The 13,577-nt window shown below is 60.9% G+C and carries 12 protein-coding genes; 4 read left to right on the forward strand and 8 right to left on the reverse strand.

Features of this window, described 5'->3' with window-relative positions; all coding sequences use genetic code 11:
* The first annotated feature begins 49 nt into the window (after window positions 1-49).
* The gene (locus ATE40_RS16525) at window positions 50-1,777 is read left to right on the forward strand and encodes an ABC transporter ATP-binding protein/permease (RefSeq protein ID WP_063917952.1); all 1,728 of its coding nucleotides are present in this window, start codon (window positions 50-52) and stop codon (window positions 1,775-1,777) included.
* Between the two features lie 36 nt (window positions 1,778-1,813).
* Here the strand turns inward: ATE40_RS16525 and agaF are convergent, their stop codons facing one another.
* From agaF to agaR, 6 genes are read right to left on the reverse strand one after another with little or no spacing between them, the layout of a single operon-like run.
* A complete protein-coding gene (gene agaF / locus ATE40_RS16530) occupies window positions 1,814-2,248 on the reverse strand; it encodes a PTS galactosamine/N-acetylgalactosamine transporter subunit IIA (RefSeq protein ID WP_019455699.1) in 435 nt (144 codons plus the stop codon).
* A gap of 10 nt (window positions 2,249-2,258) precedes the next feature.
* Window positions 2,259-3,152 carry a PTS system mannose/fructose/sorbose family transporter subunit IID gene (locus ATE40_RS16535; protein ID WP_019455698.1) on the reverse strand — a complete coding sequence of 298 codons (894 nt, stop codon included), beginning with the start codon at window positions 3,150-3,152 and terminating at the stop codon, window positions 2,259-2,261.
* On the reverse strand, window positions 3,142-3,921 hold the full coding sequence (gene agaW / locus ATE40_RS16540) for a PTS N-acetylgalactosamine transporter subunit IIC (RefSeq protein ID WP_019455697.1): 780 nt from the start codon (window positions 3,919-3,921) through the stop codon (window positions 3,142-3,144). The genes ATE40_RS16535 and agaW overlap by 11 nt, the downstream gene beginning before the upstream one ends.
* Before the next feature lie 15 nt (window positions 3,922-3,936).
* Complete coding sequence (agaV, locus tag ATE40_RS16545; RefSeq protein WP_019455696.1) at window positions 3,937-4,413, reverse strand: PTS N-acetylgalactosamine transporter subunit IIB; 477 nt, start codon at window positions 4,411-4,413, stop codon at window positions 3,937-3,939.
* 1 nt (window position 4,414) lies between these two features.
* The gene (locus ATE40_RS16550; protein WP_019455695.1) at window positions 4,415-5,698 is read right to left on the reverse strand and encodes a D-tagatose-bisphosphate aldolase, class II, non-catalytic subunit; all 1,284 of its coding nucleotides are present in this window, start codon (window positions 5,696-5,698) and stop codon (window positions 4,415-4,417) included.
* A gap of 23 nt (window positions 5,699-5,721) precedes the next feature.
* The gene (agaR, locus tag ATE40_RS16555) at window positions 5,722-6,495 is read right to left on the reverse strand and encodes a transcriptional repressor AgaR (protein WP_004931804.1); all 774 of its coding nucleotides are present in this window, start codon (window positions 6,493-6,495) and stop codon (window positions 5,722-5,724) included.
* 503 nt (window positions 6,496-6,998) lie between these two features.
* Here agaR and ATE40_RS16560 point away from each other — a divergent pair.
* Complete coding sequence (locus tag ATE40_RS16560; RefSeq protein WP_019455693.1) at window positions 6,999-8,219, forward strand: CynX/NimT family MFS transporter; 1,221 nt, start codon at window positions 6,999-7,001, stop codon at window positions 8,217-8,219.
* A gap of 178 nt (window positions 8,220-8,397) precedes the next feature.
* Here the strand turns inward: ATE40_RS16560 and ATE40_RS24305 are convergent, their stop codons facing one another.
* Window positions 8,398-8,514 (reverse strand): YmiA family putative membrane protein, encoded by a 117-nt coding sequence (locus tag ATE40_RS24305; protein ID WP_071532867.1) that lies wholly within the window; start codon window positions 8,512-8,514, stop codon window positions 8,398-8,400.
* A gap of 387 nt (window positions 8,515-8,901) precedes the next feature.
* A complete protein-coding gene (locus tag ATE40_RS16565) occupies window positions 8,902-10,554 on the reverse strand; it encodes a multidrug ABC transporter permease/ATP-binding protein (RefSeq protein WP_063918002.1) in 1,653 nt (550 codons plus the stop codon).
* A 178-nt stretch (window positions 10,555-10,732) separates the two neighbouring features.
* On the opposite strand from ATE40_RS16565, the gene ATE40_RS16570 reads away from it, so the two are divergent.
* Both ATE40_RS16570 and ATE40_RS16575 read left to right on the forward strand, forming a co-directional pair.
* Window positions 10,733-11,653, forward strand: a complete 921-nt coding sequence (locus ATE40_RS16570; protein WP_019455690.1) for a LysR family transcriptional regulator — start codon at window positions 10,733-10,735, stop codon at window positions 11,651-11,653.
* Window positions 11,654-11,976: 323 nt separating this feature from the next.
* Window positions 11,977-13,560 carry an L-lactate permease gene (locus ATE40_RS16575; protein WP_063917953.1) on the forward strand — a complete coding sequence of 528 codons (1,584 nt, stop codon included), beginning with the start codon at window positions 11,977-11,979 and terminating at the stop codon, window positions 13,558-13,560.
* Window positions 13,561-13,577: the final 17 nt, after the last annotated feature.

The raw sequence follows: 13,577 nt of genomic DNA on the forward strand, positions 1-13,577 counted from the left end.
ACCGGCCCGCGGCCCATGCTGAACAAAATGCCGCAATGAATGAGCCGCTATGAACGCAACCCCCTTGCAGAAACACGCCGTTTGGCAGCTGATCAAACCCTTTTGGGTGTCAGAGGAGCGATGGCGCGCCTGGATGATGCTGATCGCCATCGTCGTCCTGTCGCTTGGCCTGGTCTATATCAGCGTGCAGATCAACCAGTGGAACCAGGTGTTCTACGATGCGCTGCAGAACAAGAACTACCCAGTGTTCAAGGCACAGCTGTGGCGCTTTACCTATCTGGCGCTGATCTTCATCGTGCTGGCGGTCTATAAAATCTACCTGACCCAGGGGCTGCAGATGCGCTGGCGGCGCTGGATGACGGAAAAGTTCATGGATAAATGGCTGGCGCATCAGGCGTATTACCACACCGAGCAGCAGCAGATCGTCGATAACCCCGATCAGCGTATCGCCGAAGATCTCAACGTGTTGACCCAATATACCCTGTCGCTGTCGCTCGGGCTGCTCTCCAGCCTGGTGACGCTGTTTTCCTTTATCGACATTTTATGGCACGTCAGCGGACCGATGACCTTCGCACTCGGCCAGCACGCCATCACCTTGCCCGGTTATATGGTGTGGTTCGCGCTGCTGTATGCGGTGTTGGGATCGCTGTTGATCTGGTGGGTCGGTAAACCGCTGGTTATGCTGGGCTTCAACCAGGAACGGTACGAGGCGAACTTCCGTTTCGGCCTGATCCGCATCCGTGAAAACAATGACGCCATCGCGCTGTACCACGGCGAACCGCGCGAGGCACAGCAGTTGGGCGACCGTTTCGATACCATTCGCAGCAACTGGTGGGCGATCATGCGCATCACCCGGCGGCTGAACATCGCCACCAACTTCTACGGCCAGTTCGCTATCGTGTTTCCGCTGCTGGTGGCGGCGCCACGCTACTTCTCCGGCGCCATCCAGATGGGCGGCCTGATGCAGATCGCCTCGGCCTTCGGCCAGGTGCAGGGGGCGCTGTCGTGGTTTATCGACGCTTTCAACGATTTGGCGACCTGGAAAGCCTGCGTCAACCGTCTGGCGGGCTTCAACGCCGCCGTCGATCAGGTGCATCATCAGCCGCGCGGCATTCAGCTGCGGGAAGAGGCCGTCCATCCGTTAACGCTGGACAATCTCAGCCTGAGCTTGCCCGACGGCCAGCCGCTGCTGACCGGCGCCGAGATGACGCTGCAACGCGGCGATCGCCTGCTGATCGTCGGCCCTTCCGGCTGCGGCAAGTCGACGCTGCTGCGGGCCATCGCCGGCATCTGGCCTTACGGCGCGGGTGCCATCGGGCTGGCGGCCAACGCCAACACGCTGTTCCTGCCACAGCGCAGCTACATTCCGATCGGCACTCTGCGTGAAGCGTTGAGCTATCCGAGCCTGGCGACAGAATACAGCGACGCGCAGCTGATGCGGGTGCTGGAAAACTGCCGCCTGAAACACCTGCAGCGCTGGCTGGACACCTCCGCCAACTGGAGCCATCGCCTGTCGCCGGGCGAGCAACAGCGGCTGGCCTTCGCCCGCGCCCTGCTGATACGCCCTAGCCTCCTGTTCCTTGACGAAGCCACCAGCGCGCTGGACGATGAAACCGAGCAATTGATGTACTGCCTGCTGGTGGATGAACTGCCGGACGTGACGCTGATCAGCGTGGCGCACCGCAACAGCGTGGCGAAATATCACCAGACCTGCTGGCGCTTCAGCCGCGGCGAAGACCAACCGGCGCGCCTGGCGCTGAGCCCGTTGCCGGCATAACTCACGAAGCCGGGCGCGAGCGCGCCCGGTTTTCGTTCAGATGCCGTCGGCCTGCACGTTTTCGCATTTCACCCGGCGGCGCTCATGCCACAGGCTGGTCAGGCCGCGTTTACCGCACGCCAGCGCCACCTCGCGAAACTCATCCAGGCTCAACCCGTCGCGCTCCAGCATCATTTCCGCCGCCAGCTGCATATTCACGCCGGTCAGCACTTCACAATCCCCCTGCGCATCCGCCAGCTCGCAGGCGCTGCGAAAGGGCGAGCCGCCGAGCATGTCGGTGAGAAACACCACGCCGTCCGGCTGCGCCACTGCGACCAGCGCCGAACGCAAAGCCTCCCTGAGCTGCGCGGTGCTCATCTGTTCGGGGAAATCGACCGCCGCGCAGTGCGGCTGTGGCCCCACCACCTGTTCCACCGCCTGCAACAGCCCGCTGGCGAAGCCGCCGTGGCCGGTAATCACAATGCCTGGCATATTCCGCTCCTCACAAAATGCCGATAAATTTGCCCGCTACGCCGATGACTACGGTGACGCCAATCAGCTTCACCGGCGAGAATCCGCGCTTCATCAGGAAGAAAATGAGCAGCGTGAAACACAGCGGCAGTAAGTTGGGCATCAGCTTGTCCAGCACGTCGGTCTGCAGCGCCACGCTGGCCTTGCCGGCATGCATCACCAGCGGCGTGGACAGATGCACATACGAGGCCACCAGCGCGCCGATCACCGTCATGCCGACAATGGAGGCGGCGTGCGAAATACGCCGGGTGTGGGTCTTCAGCAGCGCCAGCGCGCTGGTGCCGGCCTGGTAGCCGTAGTGCGCCAGCCCGAAACGCAGGCCGAAGTGGAACAGGTTGAACAGCAGCAGGAAGACGATCGGCCCGAACAGGCTGCCCTCCAGCGCCAACGAAGCGCCTATCCCGGCGCAGATCGGCAGCAGCGTCAACCAAAACAGCGCGTCGCCGATGCCGCCAAGCGGCCCCATCAGCGCCACTTTCACCGCGCGGATGGTGGAGATCTTCTCCTTGTTCTGCTCCATTGCCAGCACCAGGCCGGACAGGAAGGTGACGTCGAACGGGTGCACATTGATAAACTCCATGTGCATCTTCATCGAATTGGCCAAATCCTGCGGGTTGCGGTGGATCTTGCGCAGCCCGGGGATCAGCTGATACAGCCAGCCGCCGGCCTGCATGCGCTCGTAGTTGAACGATGCCTGTAGCAGCAGCGAACGCCAGGCCATGCGGTTGATGTCGCCGCGCGTCAGCGCTTCGGCGGGCTGGCTGTCCAGGTAATCGTCCTGCTCCACCTGGCTGGTGGCCAGCGCCTGCGCCATACGCTGATCGGCCTTTTGCGCCAGCAGATCGTCGGAATCGTTAAATGCCATCTTCGGCGTCCTCCTGCGGAGCGGGCCGAGCCGTCGCCTCTGCCGCGCCGCGTTGCGTGTTGAAGAAGTCGATCAGAGCGATCGCCAGGGCGCCCAGCGCCACCGCCAGAATCGGCAGTTTGAGAAACGTGACCGAGATGAAACCGAGAATGAAATAGGCCACGTAGGTTTTTTTCATCATCACCTTCATCAGCAGCGAGAAACCGATCGCCGGCATCATGCCGCCCGCCACCGCCAGCCCGTCCAGCAGCCAGCCCGGTGCCTTCTGCACCATGGCGCTGGCCGCATCGGCGCCGAAGTAAATCGGCAGGAACGCCACCACGAAATAGAAGATGAACAGAATGCTGATGCCGAGGTAGTTCACCCGTTCGATGCCGCGCCAGTTCAGCTCTTTCACCATACGATCGCAGCGGTGCATCATCGGTGAGAACAGCGTAAACAGCAGCGTGATGCAGCCCTGCACCGCTATCGAGAACGGCACCGCCACGCCGATCGCCACTTTAGGATCGGCCTTGGTCAGAATGGCGAACGCGGTGCCGATCACCCCGCCGATCACCACGTTCGGCGGTTGGGCGCCCGCCAGCGGCACCATCCCCATCCACACCAGCTCCAGCGTGCCGCCCACCAGCAAGCCGGTGTAGACGTCGCCCAAAATCAGCCCCACCAGCGGCCCCATCACCACCGGCCGGTGGAAGTGGGTCAGGCCGTCGAACAGATCAACCCCCGCCAACCCGGCCAACAGCGCAATCAATAACGCATCCGTCAACATGCTTCCCCCCCAGGCTCAAAAGAGCAGTTTGCCGATCGCCTCGCCCGCCTCATCCGGCACCCGGCGCACTTCGCACTCCACGCCCAGCGCCGCAAGCGCGCGGAACGCGGCCACGTCGCCGTCGTCCAGCGACACCGTTTTGTGCACCTGCCGCTTCCCCTCGGCGAAATGCATATTGCCGACGTTGACGAAACGGATCGGCACCCCGCCGCGCACCAGCGTCAACACGTCCTGCGGCGTTTTGCATACCAGAAAGATCTTCTGTCGATCCGCCGCCTTGTGGATCACGTCGATGGTTTTCTGCAGCGTGAAATAACGGGTCTGCACCCCTTCCGCCACCACCATGTCCATCAGGTTCTGCTGCACCGGATCGGCGGCGGCCTCGTCGTTGGCCACCACCACCAGGTTGGCGCCGAGAGTGTTGGTCCAGGTCACGCCCACCTGGCCGTGCACCAGGCGATTGTCGATGCGGGTCATTAAAATGTTCGGCATGTCAGCGGCCCTCCGGATAGCAGGCGGCGTGGTAATCGTCGAGCACCTGCGTCACTTTATGCAGCACCCACTCCTGCGGATCGGCGCTCAATTCGCCGGCGTTCAGCGCCCGCGCCTGATCCGGCAGATACTGACTGAGCAGCGCCAGCGGCGCCGGGCTGCGGCGCAGGTTGTCCAGCAAGCCGTCGACCGCCTGCTGCACCTGCGGCTGCGGCCAGTAGTAACGCACCCGATCGCTCAGGCTGTAGTGGCGATCGAGGTACTGCTGGTGCGGCGTACCGTGGTAATAGCGGCTCCACTGTTGCGGCTGCTCGCGCATCACCTGTTCCAGCGTGGCGCACAGCTGCGCCGACTGGCGTTCCCCCAGCCATTCGCGTTCGATGCGATCGAGGGCGAACAGCGCTTCGCGCAGCGCAAAGGTCAGCGCCGGCCCCACCTTCAGGATGGCGAAATGATCGCGCACCAGCTGGCGATAGGCCTGCGGCGGTTGGTAGTCCGTGGAGTGCGCTTCATAGATCATGCCCGGCTGCCGTTCGATGAAATGGCTCAGTGCATCGGCGCGTTGCGGCTGGTAACGTTCGACGCTGTGGTGATCGAACTCGACGCCCGGCTGCACCACCAGCGCGATGGTTCGCTGCCAGGCATCGTTCAGCTCGGCCTTTTGCCAGGCGATACGGTGTGTTTCCAGGGTTTGCGCCACCGCCTGCGGCGTGGTGACCTGCAGGCCCGCCAGCGCTTCCTGCGCGCCGCCCGGCACCGGCACTTCGGTGCCGATCACATAGACCGGCGCTTCGCCGCCGCTCTGCGCCCAGGCGCGTTCCGCCACCGCGCACAAACGCGCTGCCCGCTCGGCGACAGCGGCATCCCCCAGAGGCGAGGGATCATCGGCGCACGACATGGAACAATCGAGATGAATTTTGCGAAATCCCGCGCGGACGTAATCGTCGATCAACGTTTCCGCCAGCGTCATCGCTTCCTGAGCCGGGCGATCTTGCCAGGCGTTGGGCCCCAGATGGTCGCCGCCCAGCCACACGCGCTCGCGCGCCAGGCCAACCTCATCCGCCAGCCGCCACAGCGCATCGCGAAACTGGGTCGCCGTTTGGCCGGTATAGCCGCCGAACTGATTGACCTGGTTGGACGTCGCTTCCACCAACACCGGCGTGCCACGGGCTTTGGCCTGCCGCAACGCGGCCTTCAGAACCCAGGGATGGGCGGAACAGACGGAAAAGATCCCGACCGGCATACCGGCCTTGTGCTGCTCGACAAGCTGTAACAACTGCTGCATGAAGCCCCCATGCAGGCGCCCTGCTACCGATCGGCGATGATGACCTCCACGCCCAGCTCGGTTAACGCCCGCTCGTAATCGTCCGGAAGACGGCTGTCGGTGATCAGCCGATGGATTTGTCCGGCTTCGCGAATCATGCAAAAGCTCTTGCGACCAAATTTGCTGGCATCCGCCACCGCGATAATCTCGCGTGCCACCTCGCACATTACGCGATTGAGGTGCGCCTCACCGGGGTGAGGCGTGGTGATGCCGGCGCTCAGATCGAACCCATCGACGCCCAAAAACAGTTTGTCGAATCGGTACTGACGCAATTGCTGCTCGGCAGCCGGACCGTAGAGTGAGTAAGAGTTGCGGCGCACGCTGCCCCCCAGCACCATGACCTCCACCCCGTCGTTTCCCGAAAGCTCGTAGGCAATGTTCAGCGCATTGGTCATCACCACCAGATCGCGCCGCCCCTTCAGGAACGGCACGATCTGCGCGGTGGTGGAGCCGGAATCGAGGATCAGCGCATCGCCGTCGCGCACATAGCCGGCCGCCGCGTTGGCGATCAGCGTTTTGACGTCGCGATTCAACCGCCCTTTGTCCCGCAACGGCCGATCGAAAGCGAATTGCTGATTGAGCATCGCGCCGCCGTAAGCGCGCAGCGCACACCCTTTTCGTTCCAGAAAGCGCAGATCGTTGCGGATCGTCACCGTGGATACCGCAAACTGTTTGCTGAGCTGCTCCACGCGCACGCTGCCGTGCTCGCATAACAGATCGATGATGTGTTCACGTCGCTTTGCGGTATTCACTGGCATGAGCTGCGGTCCTCAGGTTTCCGGCATCGCCGGGGAGAAGATGGCTTTCGCTCTACTGCGCTGGCATTACAGCAAAGCGAAAGCAATGAAATTGTGATCGGGCTTACAGCCCCGTTTTAGCAAAAAAATCGCCAAAAAACCTTTCGAATCGAAATAGATCGAAAAGTCAGGAAGCGGAATGGAGGCAAAGTGAAATGCCATGACGAGCGCGCACGCCGGAGAGCAGCCGCATGGGGGGAGAGAGAAGTGAAAGCGGCGCATGGCCCGCCCCGCGCCAGGACTTTTAGTTCACTCAGTGACCAGGATCACATAATGGCAATTATCCTGTCACCGACGGGGATTAACCGCCCCTATCACGCCGGCCCCTCCCCTTGTCAGCGTGAAGCATCTTCCCTACACTTGCGATCGGATACCGCCAATTTGGCGGTACGTAAGCGTTAACGTCAATCAACGCATCACGCCATGCAGCGCTGATTGACTGCATGCCCTGGTGCGAGGAACCCATGCCGCAACCCGCTTCATCCCCATCATCCAGCTTAACCCCGCGCCGCCGTTTACATCGCCCGGTACTGCTGATCGTCGGCATCATGCTGATCGCGGCCAACCTGCGCGCCGCCCTGACCAGCGTGGGCCCGCTGCTGGAGCAGATCCAGCAACAGCTGGCGTTATCCGCCACCGCCGCCGGCCTGATCAACTCGCTGCCGCTAATCCTGTTCGCCGTTCTTTCGCCGCTGACCCCGGCGCTGGCGAAACGCATCGGCATCGAGCGCACCCTGGGCCTCGCCCTCGCGCTGCTGGTTTGCGGCATTGCGCTGCGTTCCCTGCCGCAAGACGCCATGCTGTGGCTGGGCAGCATCCTGATCGGCGCCGCCATCGCCCTCGCCAACGTAGTGCTGCCGACGCTGGTGAAAAGAGATTTCCCACATCGCGCCGCCGCCATGATCGCCGCCTATGCGGCGGTGATGTCGCTGGTCGCCGCCATCGCCTCCGGCCTGGCGGTGCCGCTGGCTTCGCTGGGCGATCTCGGCTGGCGGTTCTCTTTGCTGTGCTGGGGGTTGCCCGCGCTGCTGGCGCTGCTGGTGTGGCTGCCACAGCTGCGACGCCCCGCCACGCCCGCAGTCAAAGAGCCGCTGTCGACGGAGCCGCAACGCTATCGTTCTCCCTGGGGCAGTGCGCTGGGATGGCAGGTGGCGATGTTCATGGGGCTGCAATCTATTGCTTTTTACACCATTATCGGCTGGTTCAGCGCCTTTGCCGCCAGCCACGGCACCTCGGCTCAGCAGGCGGGCTTCGAGCTGTTCGTGTATCAGGTGGTGGCGATCGTCGCCAACTTTGTGATGGTGGTGATTTTGCCGCGGGCGCGCGATCAGCGAGCGATCGCGCTGGGCAGTTCTCTGCTGATCTTTATCGGCGTCGGGGGATTATTGGTGCAACCCGCCAGCTCGCTGGTGTGGTTGACGTTCGCCGGGTTGGGCGCGGGGAGTTCGCTGGTGCTGGCGCTGTCGTTCTTCGGATTGCGCAGTCAGCATCATCACCAGGCGACGCTGTTATCGGGTATGGCGCAATCCGTCGGTTATCTGCTGGCGGCCTTGGGCCCCACCCTGTTCGGCCTGCTGCATGACCTGACGGAAGGCTGGCGTTTGCCACTGATCGTGTTGCTCTGTCTGACTCTCCTGCAAATGCTGTTCGGCGCATTGGCCGGCCGTAGCCGCCTGATCGGTTAGCGCCGCTGGGCGATAGGTCGCTCCGCCTCAGGGGCGTTATCCTGCCACAAATCTTCAATGAAGGCGCGCTGCTCATCGCTCAGCACCCATGAAGGCGGAATTTTGGACTGCGCGCGACGCCGAGCGCCCTCACGATTTTTAGCCTGCTTTTTGTTCACCAATCGTCTTCCTGCTCAGCTTACTTAATCAGTAGCCAGTAAATCACGGCAGCGGTTAGCAGCCAGAACAGCCCACAACCGATAAACACGCATAGCCATGCCTTACGTTTGATATTTGATCCATCCTTGCTCACCACAGCGCCCCTAACCAATAGATTAAACCATTCAAACGATGATTATTGATCTGTTTTAACGATCGATAAAGTAGTTTGTTCCTATGGATATTTAAAAAATCACTGCTACCCAAATACCTGCATTGCAGTATCAATGAGCACGGCACCGTGGATACCACTGTTATCGGCAGCCGATAACGCGTATTGATAGGCGAACGAACATACAGTGTGTCACACCTTTAATGGCTAAAATTAAACCACTGGTAAATAATTAGTCACTAAATCATTTGACTGGTCATAAGCCAAATCGGCAACAGGCGACGCTGAAGAAGAGGATGAAAATGAAGCGACGTACTGAATCGCATGAGGAGAAGCGCCGGCCCGTTTGGGTTTCGCCCGGGCCGGCGAGGATTAGCCAATTCGACTGACGGAGTCTCGGCTGGCGTGTTCACGCTCGCAGCCGGTCAGTTCGCGCAGCTGGCCGGAGCGCATCTCAAGCAACCGATCGGCATGTTCGAAATAGTGGTCGTCATGGCTGATGGCGAATACCGTTTTGCCTAACGCGCGCAACTCTGGCAACAGCTCGCGATAAAAAATACGCCGGAACTGCGGATCCTGATCCGCGGCCCATTCATCCAACAGCAGGATATCGCGCTGTTCCGCCACCGCCAGCAGCAGGGCCAGACGTTTGCGCTGCCCCTGCGACAGCTGCGGGTTGGTCACCCTGTCGCCGTCGAACTGCAGTTTGCTTTTCATATTCAAGCGCTCGAGCCAGACGGCGACCAACTCCGCATCGGGTTCGCCACCTTCCGGCCCTTGCAAGCGATCGAACTGATGAAAATCGGTGAAAATCGCCGAAAACAGCCGACGATAATCCGGCATATCCGCTGCGGTCTGGGCGATGCCATCCACAACGATGTGCCCGCTCACCGGCCGGTACAACCCGGTCAGCAGCATCGCCAGCGTTGACTTGCCGCTGCCGTTGCCACCGATCAAAAAGACCAGCTCGCCACGCCGCAGCGTCAGATTGAGCGGCCCGACGGCAAAACCGGGCTGCTGTTCCGTATCCGCATAGTGAAAAACCACGTCGCGCAGTTCCAGCGTCTGCCAGGCACGGCCGGTGGCGGCAGGGAACGCCGGTTGGTACTCGGCCAGGCGCAGCGTCTTCAGCTTGTTGAAGGCGACTTCGGCGCTGACCAGCGTCGGAAACGCTCCGACCGCCTGCAGTAATGGCGTGCGCAAGAACAGCAACGTCAGGGAATACGTGGCGGCTACCGTCGAGTTCGCCCATCCCAGGCTGTTGGCCATAAAGAACACCAGCCCGATCGCCCCCAACATCATGATATTTGACCAGTTGAGCGCACTCAGATGGAAGGTATCGGCGCGAATGATATGGTAGCGGTAAGCTTGCGCATCAGGCTGATAGACCTGTTCGTACAGCGCCTGCGCTCGCTTGCGGTTCAACGTCAGTTCCTTACGACCGTCAATCACCGATTCATAATGATGATAGAGACGCTCTTCTGACTCGCGCAAACTGGCCATATGGCGATAAACCCGCGAGACCAGACAACCGCTGCCCACCACGGTGATGGCGACCCACACCGCCGTCACCGCCAGCATTTTCGGTGACAGCCATCCCAGATAGGCCGCCGATCCCAGGGTTAAAATCACCCCTTGCACCAGTTCGGGCAAGCGCACGAAGGCGACGGTGATATTGCGCACATCGCTGGACAGGCTGGCCAATAATGAGGCGCTGCCTAGCTGTTCGAGACGTTCAATATCGGTATCCAGGATGCGCTTCACTAACTGCCCGCGCAGGCGGTAGACGAAGTAATGGCCCAAGGTCGTCAGCGCCAATTGCGAGCCCAGCGTGACCGCCATCAGCAATGCCAGCAGGGCAAGAAACATCGGCAGCACGGCCAATGCATCGCCGCCGGCGTCCATCAGGTATTGATTGATAAATGCAATGATACCGATGCCTAAGCCGGCGCTGGTCATGGTCAATGCCATCACCGCCAGAAAGGGCCAACGATACTGGTGATAAACCACCCGTAGCAGTTCCATGAAAAAACCTCTGAAGTCGCGATCTGGCAGGCATTGTAAGCGGCGCGAGAATGAGATCAAGACGAATTCTCATTGTTCGCGCAGCCTCTGATTTCGGCGTCGGGGGCATTTTGATGATTGCTTATTGAAACGAGAGACTTACACTGGCGCCACTTGCCGCTGAAGGGAACAGCCGATTATGCTCGCCACTCACGAATACGCCAACGACCTGATTCTGTTTGCCCTGATTGTCGACTGCGGGTCGTTCAGCAAGGCCGCGGAGAGCGCCGGCATCACCAGCTCGGTGGTCAGTAAACGCATCGGGCGGCTGGAAAAATCGCTGGGTGCCCGCCTGCTGTACCGCACCACCCGCAGCCTGACGCTGACCGAAAGCGGCCAGGCGCTCTACCAGCAGGCCAAAGAGATCGGCGCCAAAGTGCAGGAGGCGCTGTACGCCGTCAGCGAAAAGAGCGAAGAGTTGACCGGCACCATCCGCATGTCGGTGCCGACCATTTCGGGCGAGCTGCTGCTGAGCGAAAGCGTGGCGGAATTTTGCGCCCAGCATCCCAGCCTGAAGGTCGAAATGCGGCTGGAAAACCGCTTCGTCGATCTGGTGGAAGAAGGCATCGATCTGGCGATCCGGACCGGCACCATGCCGGATTCCAGCCTGATTGCCCGGCCGATCTTCGATTCCCGCTGGGTGATCGTCTGCTCGCCGGGCTACCTGGAAAGCCACCCGGAACCGCGCAGCGCCGACGATCTGCTTAGCCACAACTGCCTGACCTACACCTATCAGGAGAGCGGCACCGCCAACTGGCTGATGAAGCGGCCGGGGCGCAACGACATCTACGAGCTGCAGGTTAACGGCAACCTGTCGGCCAACAATGCGCGGGCGATCCGCAAAGCGGTGATCGGCGGCCACGGCATCGCCATGGTGCCGCGCTGCATGGTGTACGAAGACTTGCAGGACGGAAAACTGACGGAGATTTTGGCCGGCCACTGCGGCAAGGTGCTGGGCATTTACGCCGTCTATCCTTACACCCGCAATCTGCCGTTAAAAACTCGCCTGCTGATCGAACATATCATCGGTTCCTATCAAAATATCAGCCATTACTTTTGAGTTTTCTGCTCTGATTATTTCTCCATGGCCGGAAAATGCCGTGGGGATTACGGCATTTTTGGACATAATCTATTGAACATTACCGCTTAATTAATGTGAACTCGCGCATTCATCACACAAAAACCACTTCTATTAGTCTGATTTTAAACACATTAATTTAACCCCTCACACCGACGTTTTCCCCGCCGGCGGCGCCGTTCGCCGATGTTAAAAAATTACCGCATGGCATCGTCGCCAACGTTGTGATTAGAATAAAAATGTTGCGGTAATTAACCTTTCAGCTACATCTCTCTGCCCATAAAAATAATAACCCTGAGGATCTTATGCCCCTGCTTTTCAGTATTGCGCCCATCATCCTGCTGATCTGGATGATGACCAAAAGGAATGGCGTGCCCTCTTACCTCGCCCTGCCGCTGACGGCCGCCGTGGTGTACGCCGTACAGCTCTTGTGGTTCGATGCCTCGCTGCGGCTGCTGCATGCCCATATCATCACCGCGCTGGTGTCGACGCTGACGCCGATCACCATCATCGCCGGCGCCATCCTGCTCAACAAACTGATGCAGGTGAGCGGCGCGGAAAACGTGGTGCGCCGCTGGCTGGAAACCATCAGCCCCAATCCCGTGGCCCAACTGATGATTATCGGCTGGGCGTTCGCCTTTATGATTGAAGGCGCCAGCGGCTTCGGCACCCCGGCCGCCATCGCCGCGCCGATTCTGGTCGGGCTGGGCTTCAACCCGCTGCGCGTCGCTCTGTTGACGCTGGTGATGAACTCGGTGCCGGTCTCCTTCGGCGCCGTGGGCACCCCCACCTGGTTCGGCTTCGCCAATCTCGGCCTGTCGGACGCCAACCTGCTGGAGATCGGCCGACAAACCGCGCTGATCCACTTTGTCGCCGGTTTCGTCATTCCTCTGCTGGCGCTGCGCTTTATCGTTTCCTGGCGGGATATCCGCCGCAATCTGCCGTTTATCCTGCTCAGCGTACTGAGCTGCACCGTGCCCTATCTGCTGTTGGCCCAGGTGAACTATGAGTTCCCGGCGCTGGTCGGCGGCGCGATCGGCCTGGCGCTGTCGGTGCTGCTGGCGCGCGGCGGCATCGGCCTCGCCCGCAGCGACAAACCGCAGAGCGCCGGGCAAGCGGTGCCGTTCTTGCAGGTGGTCAAGGCCATGACCCCGACCCTGCTGCTGATTGCTATTCTGATAGTGACGCGCGTTCACCAACTGGGCCTCAAGGCGCTGCTCAACAACACCGCGCTGCTGTGGCAGGAAAATCTCGGCTGGCTCGGGGAGCTGCGCGTCAGCCGGGCGCTGATCGTCGAACTGCAACAGGTGCTGGGCACCTCCGCCGCCGCCGGCTACAAAACGCTGTATGTCCCGGCGCTGATCCCGTTCCTGCTGGTGGTGCTGCTGTGCATTCCGCTGTTCCGGCTGAATGGCGGCCAGGTGCGGCAGATGTTCAGTGAAACCGGCGGGCGCATCGCACGGCCCTTTATCGCCCTGTTCGGCGCACTGGTGATGGTCAACCTGATGATGCAGGGCGGCGACAACGCGCCGGTGATCCTGATCGGCAAAGCGCTGGCGGCGCTGACCGGCGACAGCTGGCTGCTGTTCTCGTCATTCCTCGGCGCGCTGGGATCGTTCTTCTCAGGTTCCAATACCGTCTCGAACCTGACGTTCGGCGGCATTCAGCAGTCGATTGCCCAGAGCAGCGGCCTCGACGTCAATCTGACGCTGGCCTTGCAGTCCGTCGGCGGCGCCATGGGCAACATGGTGTGCCTGAACAATATTATCGCGGTCTGCTCGATCCTCGGGATCGGCAACGCCGAAGGAAAAATCATCAGAAAGACCGTGCTGCCGATGCTGGCGTACGGCGGGATTGCGGCCGGTATGGCGGCGATCCTCACGCTCTGACCGACAACTCGTTATCG

It is taken from the genome of Serratia surfactantfaciens, assembly GCF_001642805.2.
Classification (GTDB): domain Bacteria; phylum Pseudomonadota; class Gammaproteobacteria; order Enterobacterales; family Enterobacteriaceae; genus Serratia; species Serratia surfactantfaciens.

What these genes read in the sequence shown, in the direction of transcription:
- ATE40_RS16525 (WP_063917952.1), top strand. Translation starts at nt 50, where the DNA reads ATGAACGCAACCCCCTTGCAGAAACACGCCGTTTGGCAGCTGATCAAA.
- agaF (WP_019455699.1), bottom strand. Translation starts at nt 2,248, where the DNA reads ATGCCAGGCATTGTGATTACCGGCCACGGCGGCTTCGCCAGCGGGCTG.
- ATE40_RS16535 (WP_019455698.1), bottom strand. Translation starts at nt 3,152, where the DNA reads ATGGCATTTAACGATTCCGACGATCTGCTGGCGCAAAAGGCCGATCAG.
- agaW (WP_019455697.1), bottom strand. Translation starts at nt 3,921, where the DNA reads ATGTTGACGGATGCGTTATTGATTGCGCTGTTGGCCGGGTTGGCGGGG.
- agaV (WP_019455696.1), bottom strand. Translation starts at nt 4,413, where the DNA reads ATGCCGAACATTTTAATGACCCGCATCGACAATCGCCTGGTGCACGGC.
- ATE40_RS16550 (WP_019455695.1), bottom strand. Translation starts at nt 5,698, where the DNA reads ATGCAGCAGTTGTTACAGCTTGTCGAGCAGCACAAGGCCGGTATGCCG.
- agaR (WP_004931804.1), bottom strand. Translation starts at nt 6,495, where the DNA reads ATGCCAGTGAATACCGCAAAGCGACGTGAACACATCATCGATCTGTTA.
- ATE40_RS16560 (WP_019455693.1), top strand. Translation starts at nt 6,999, where the DNA reads ATGCCGCAACCCGCTTCATCCCCATCATCCAGCTTAACCCCGCGCCGC.
- ATE40_RS16565 (WP_063918002.1), bottom strand. Translation starts at nt 10,554, where the DNA reads ATGGAACTGCTACGGGTGGTTTATCACCAGTATCGTTGGCCCTTTCTG.
- ATE40_RS16570 (WP_019455690.1), top strand. Translation starts at nt 10,733, where the DNA reads ATGCTCGCCACTCACGAATACGCCAACGACCTGATTCTGTTTGCCCTG.
- ATE40_RS16575 (WP_063917953.1), top strand. Translation starts at nt 11,977, where the DNA reads ATGCCCCTGCTTTTCAGTATTGCGCCCATCATCCTGCTGATCTGGATG.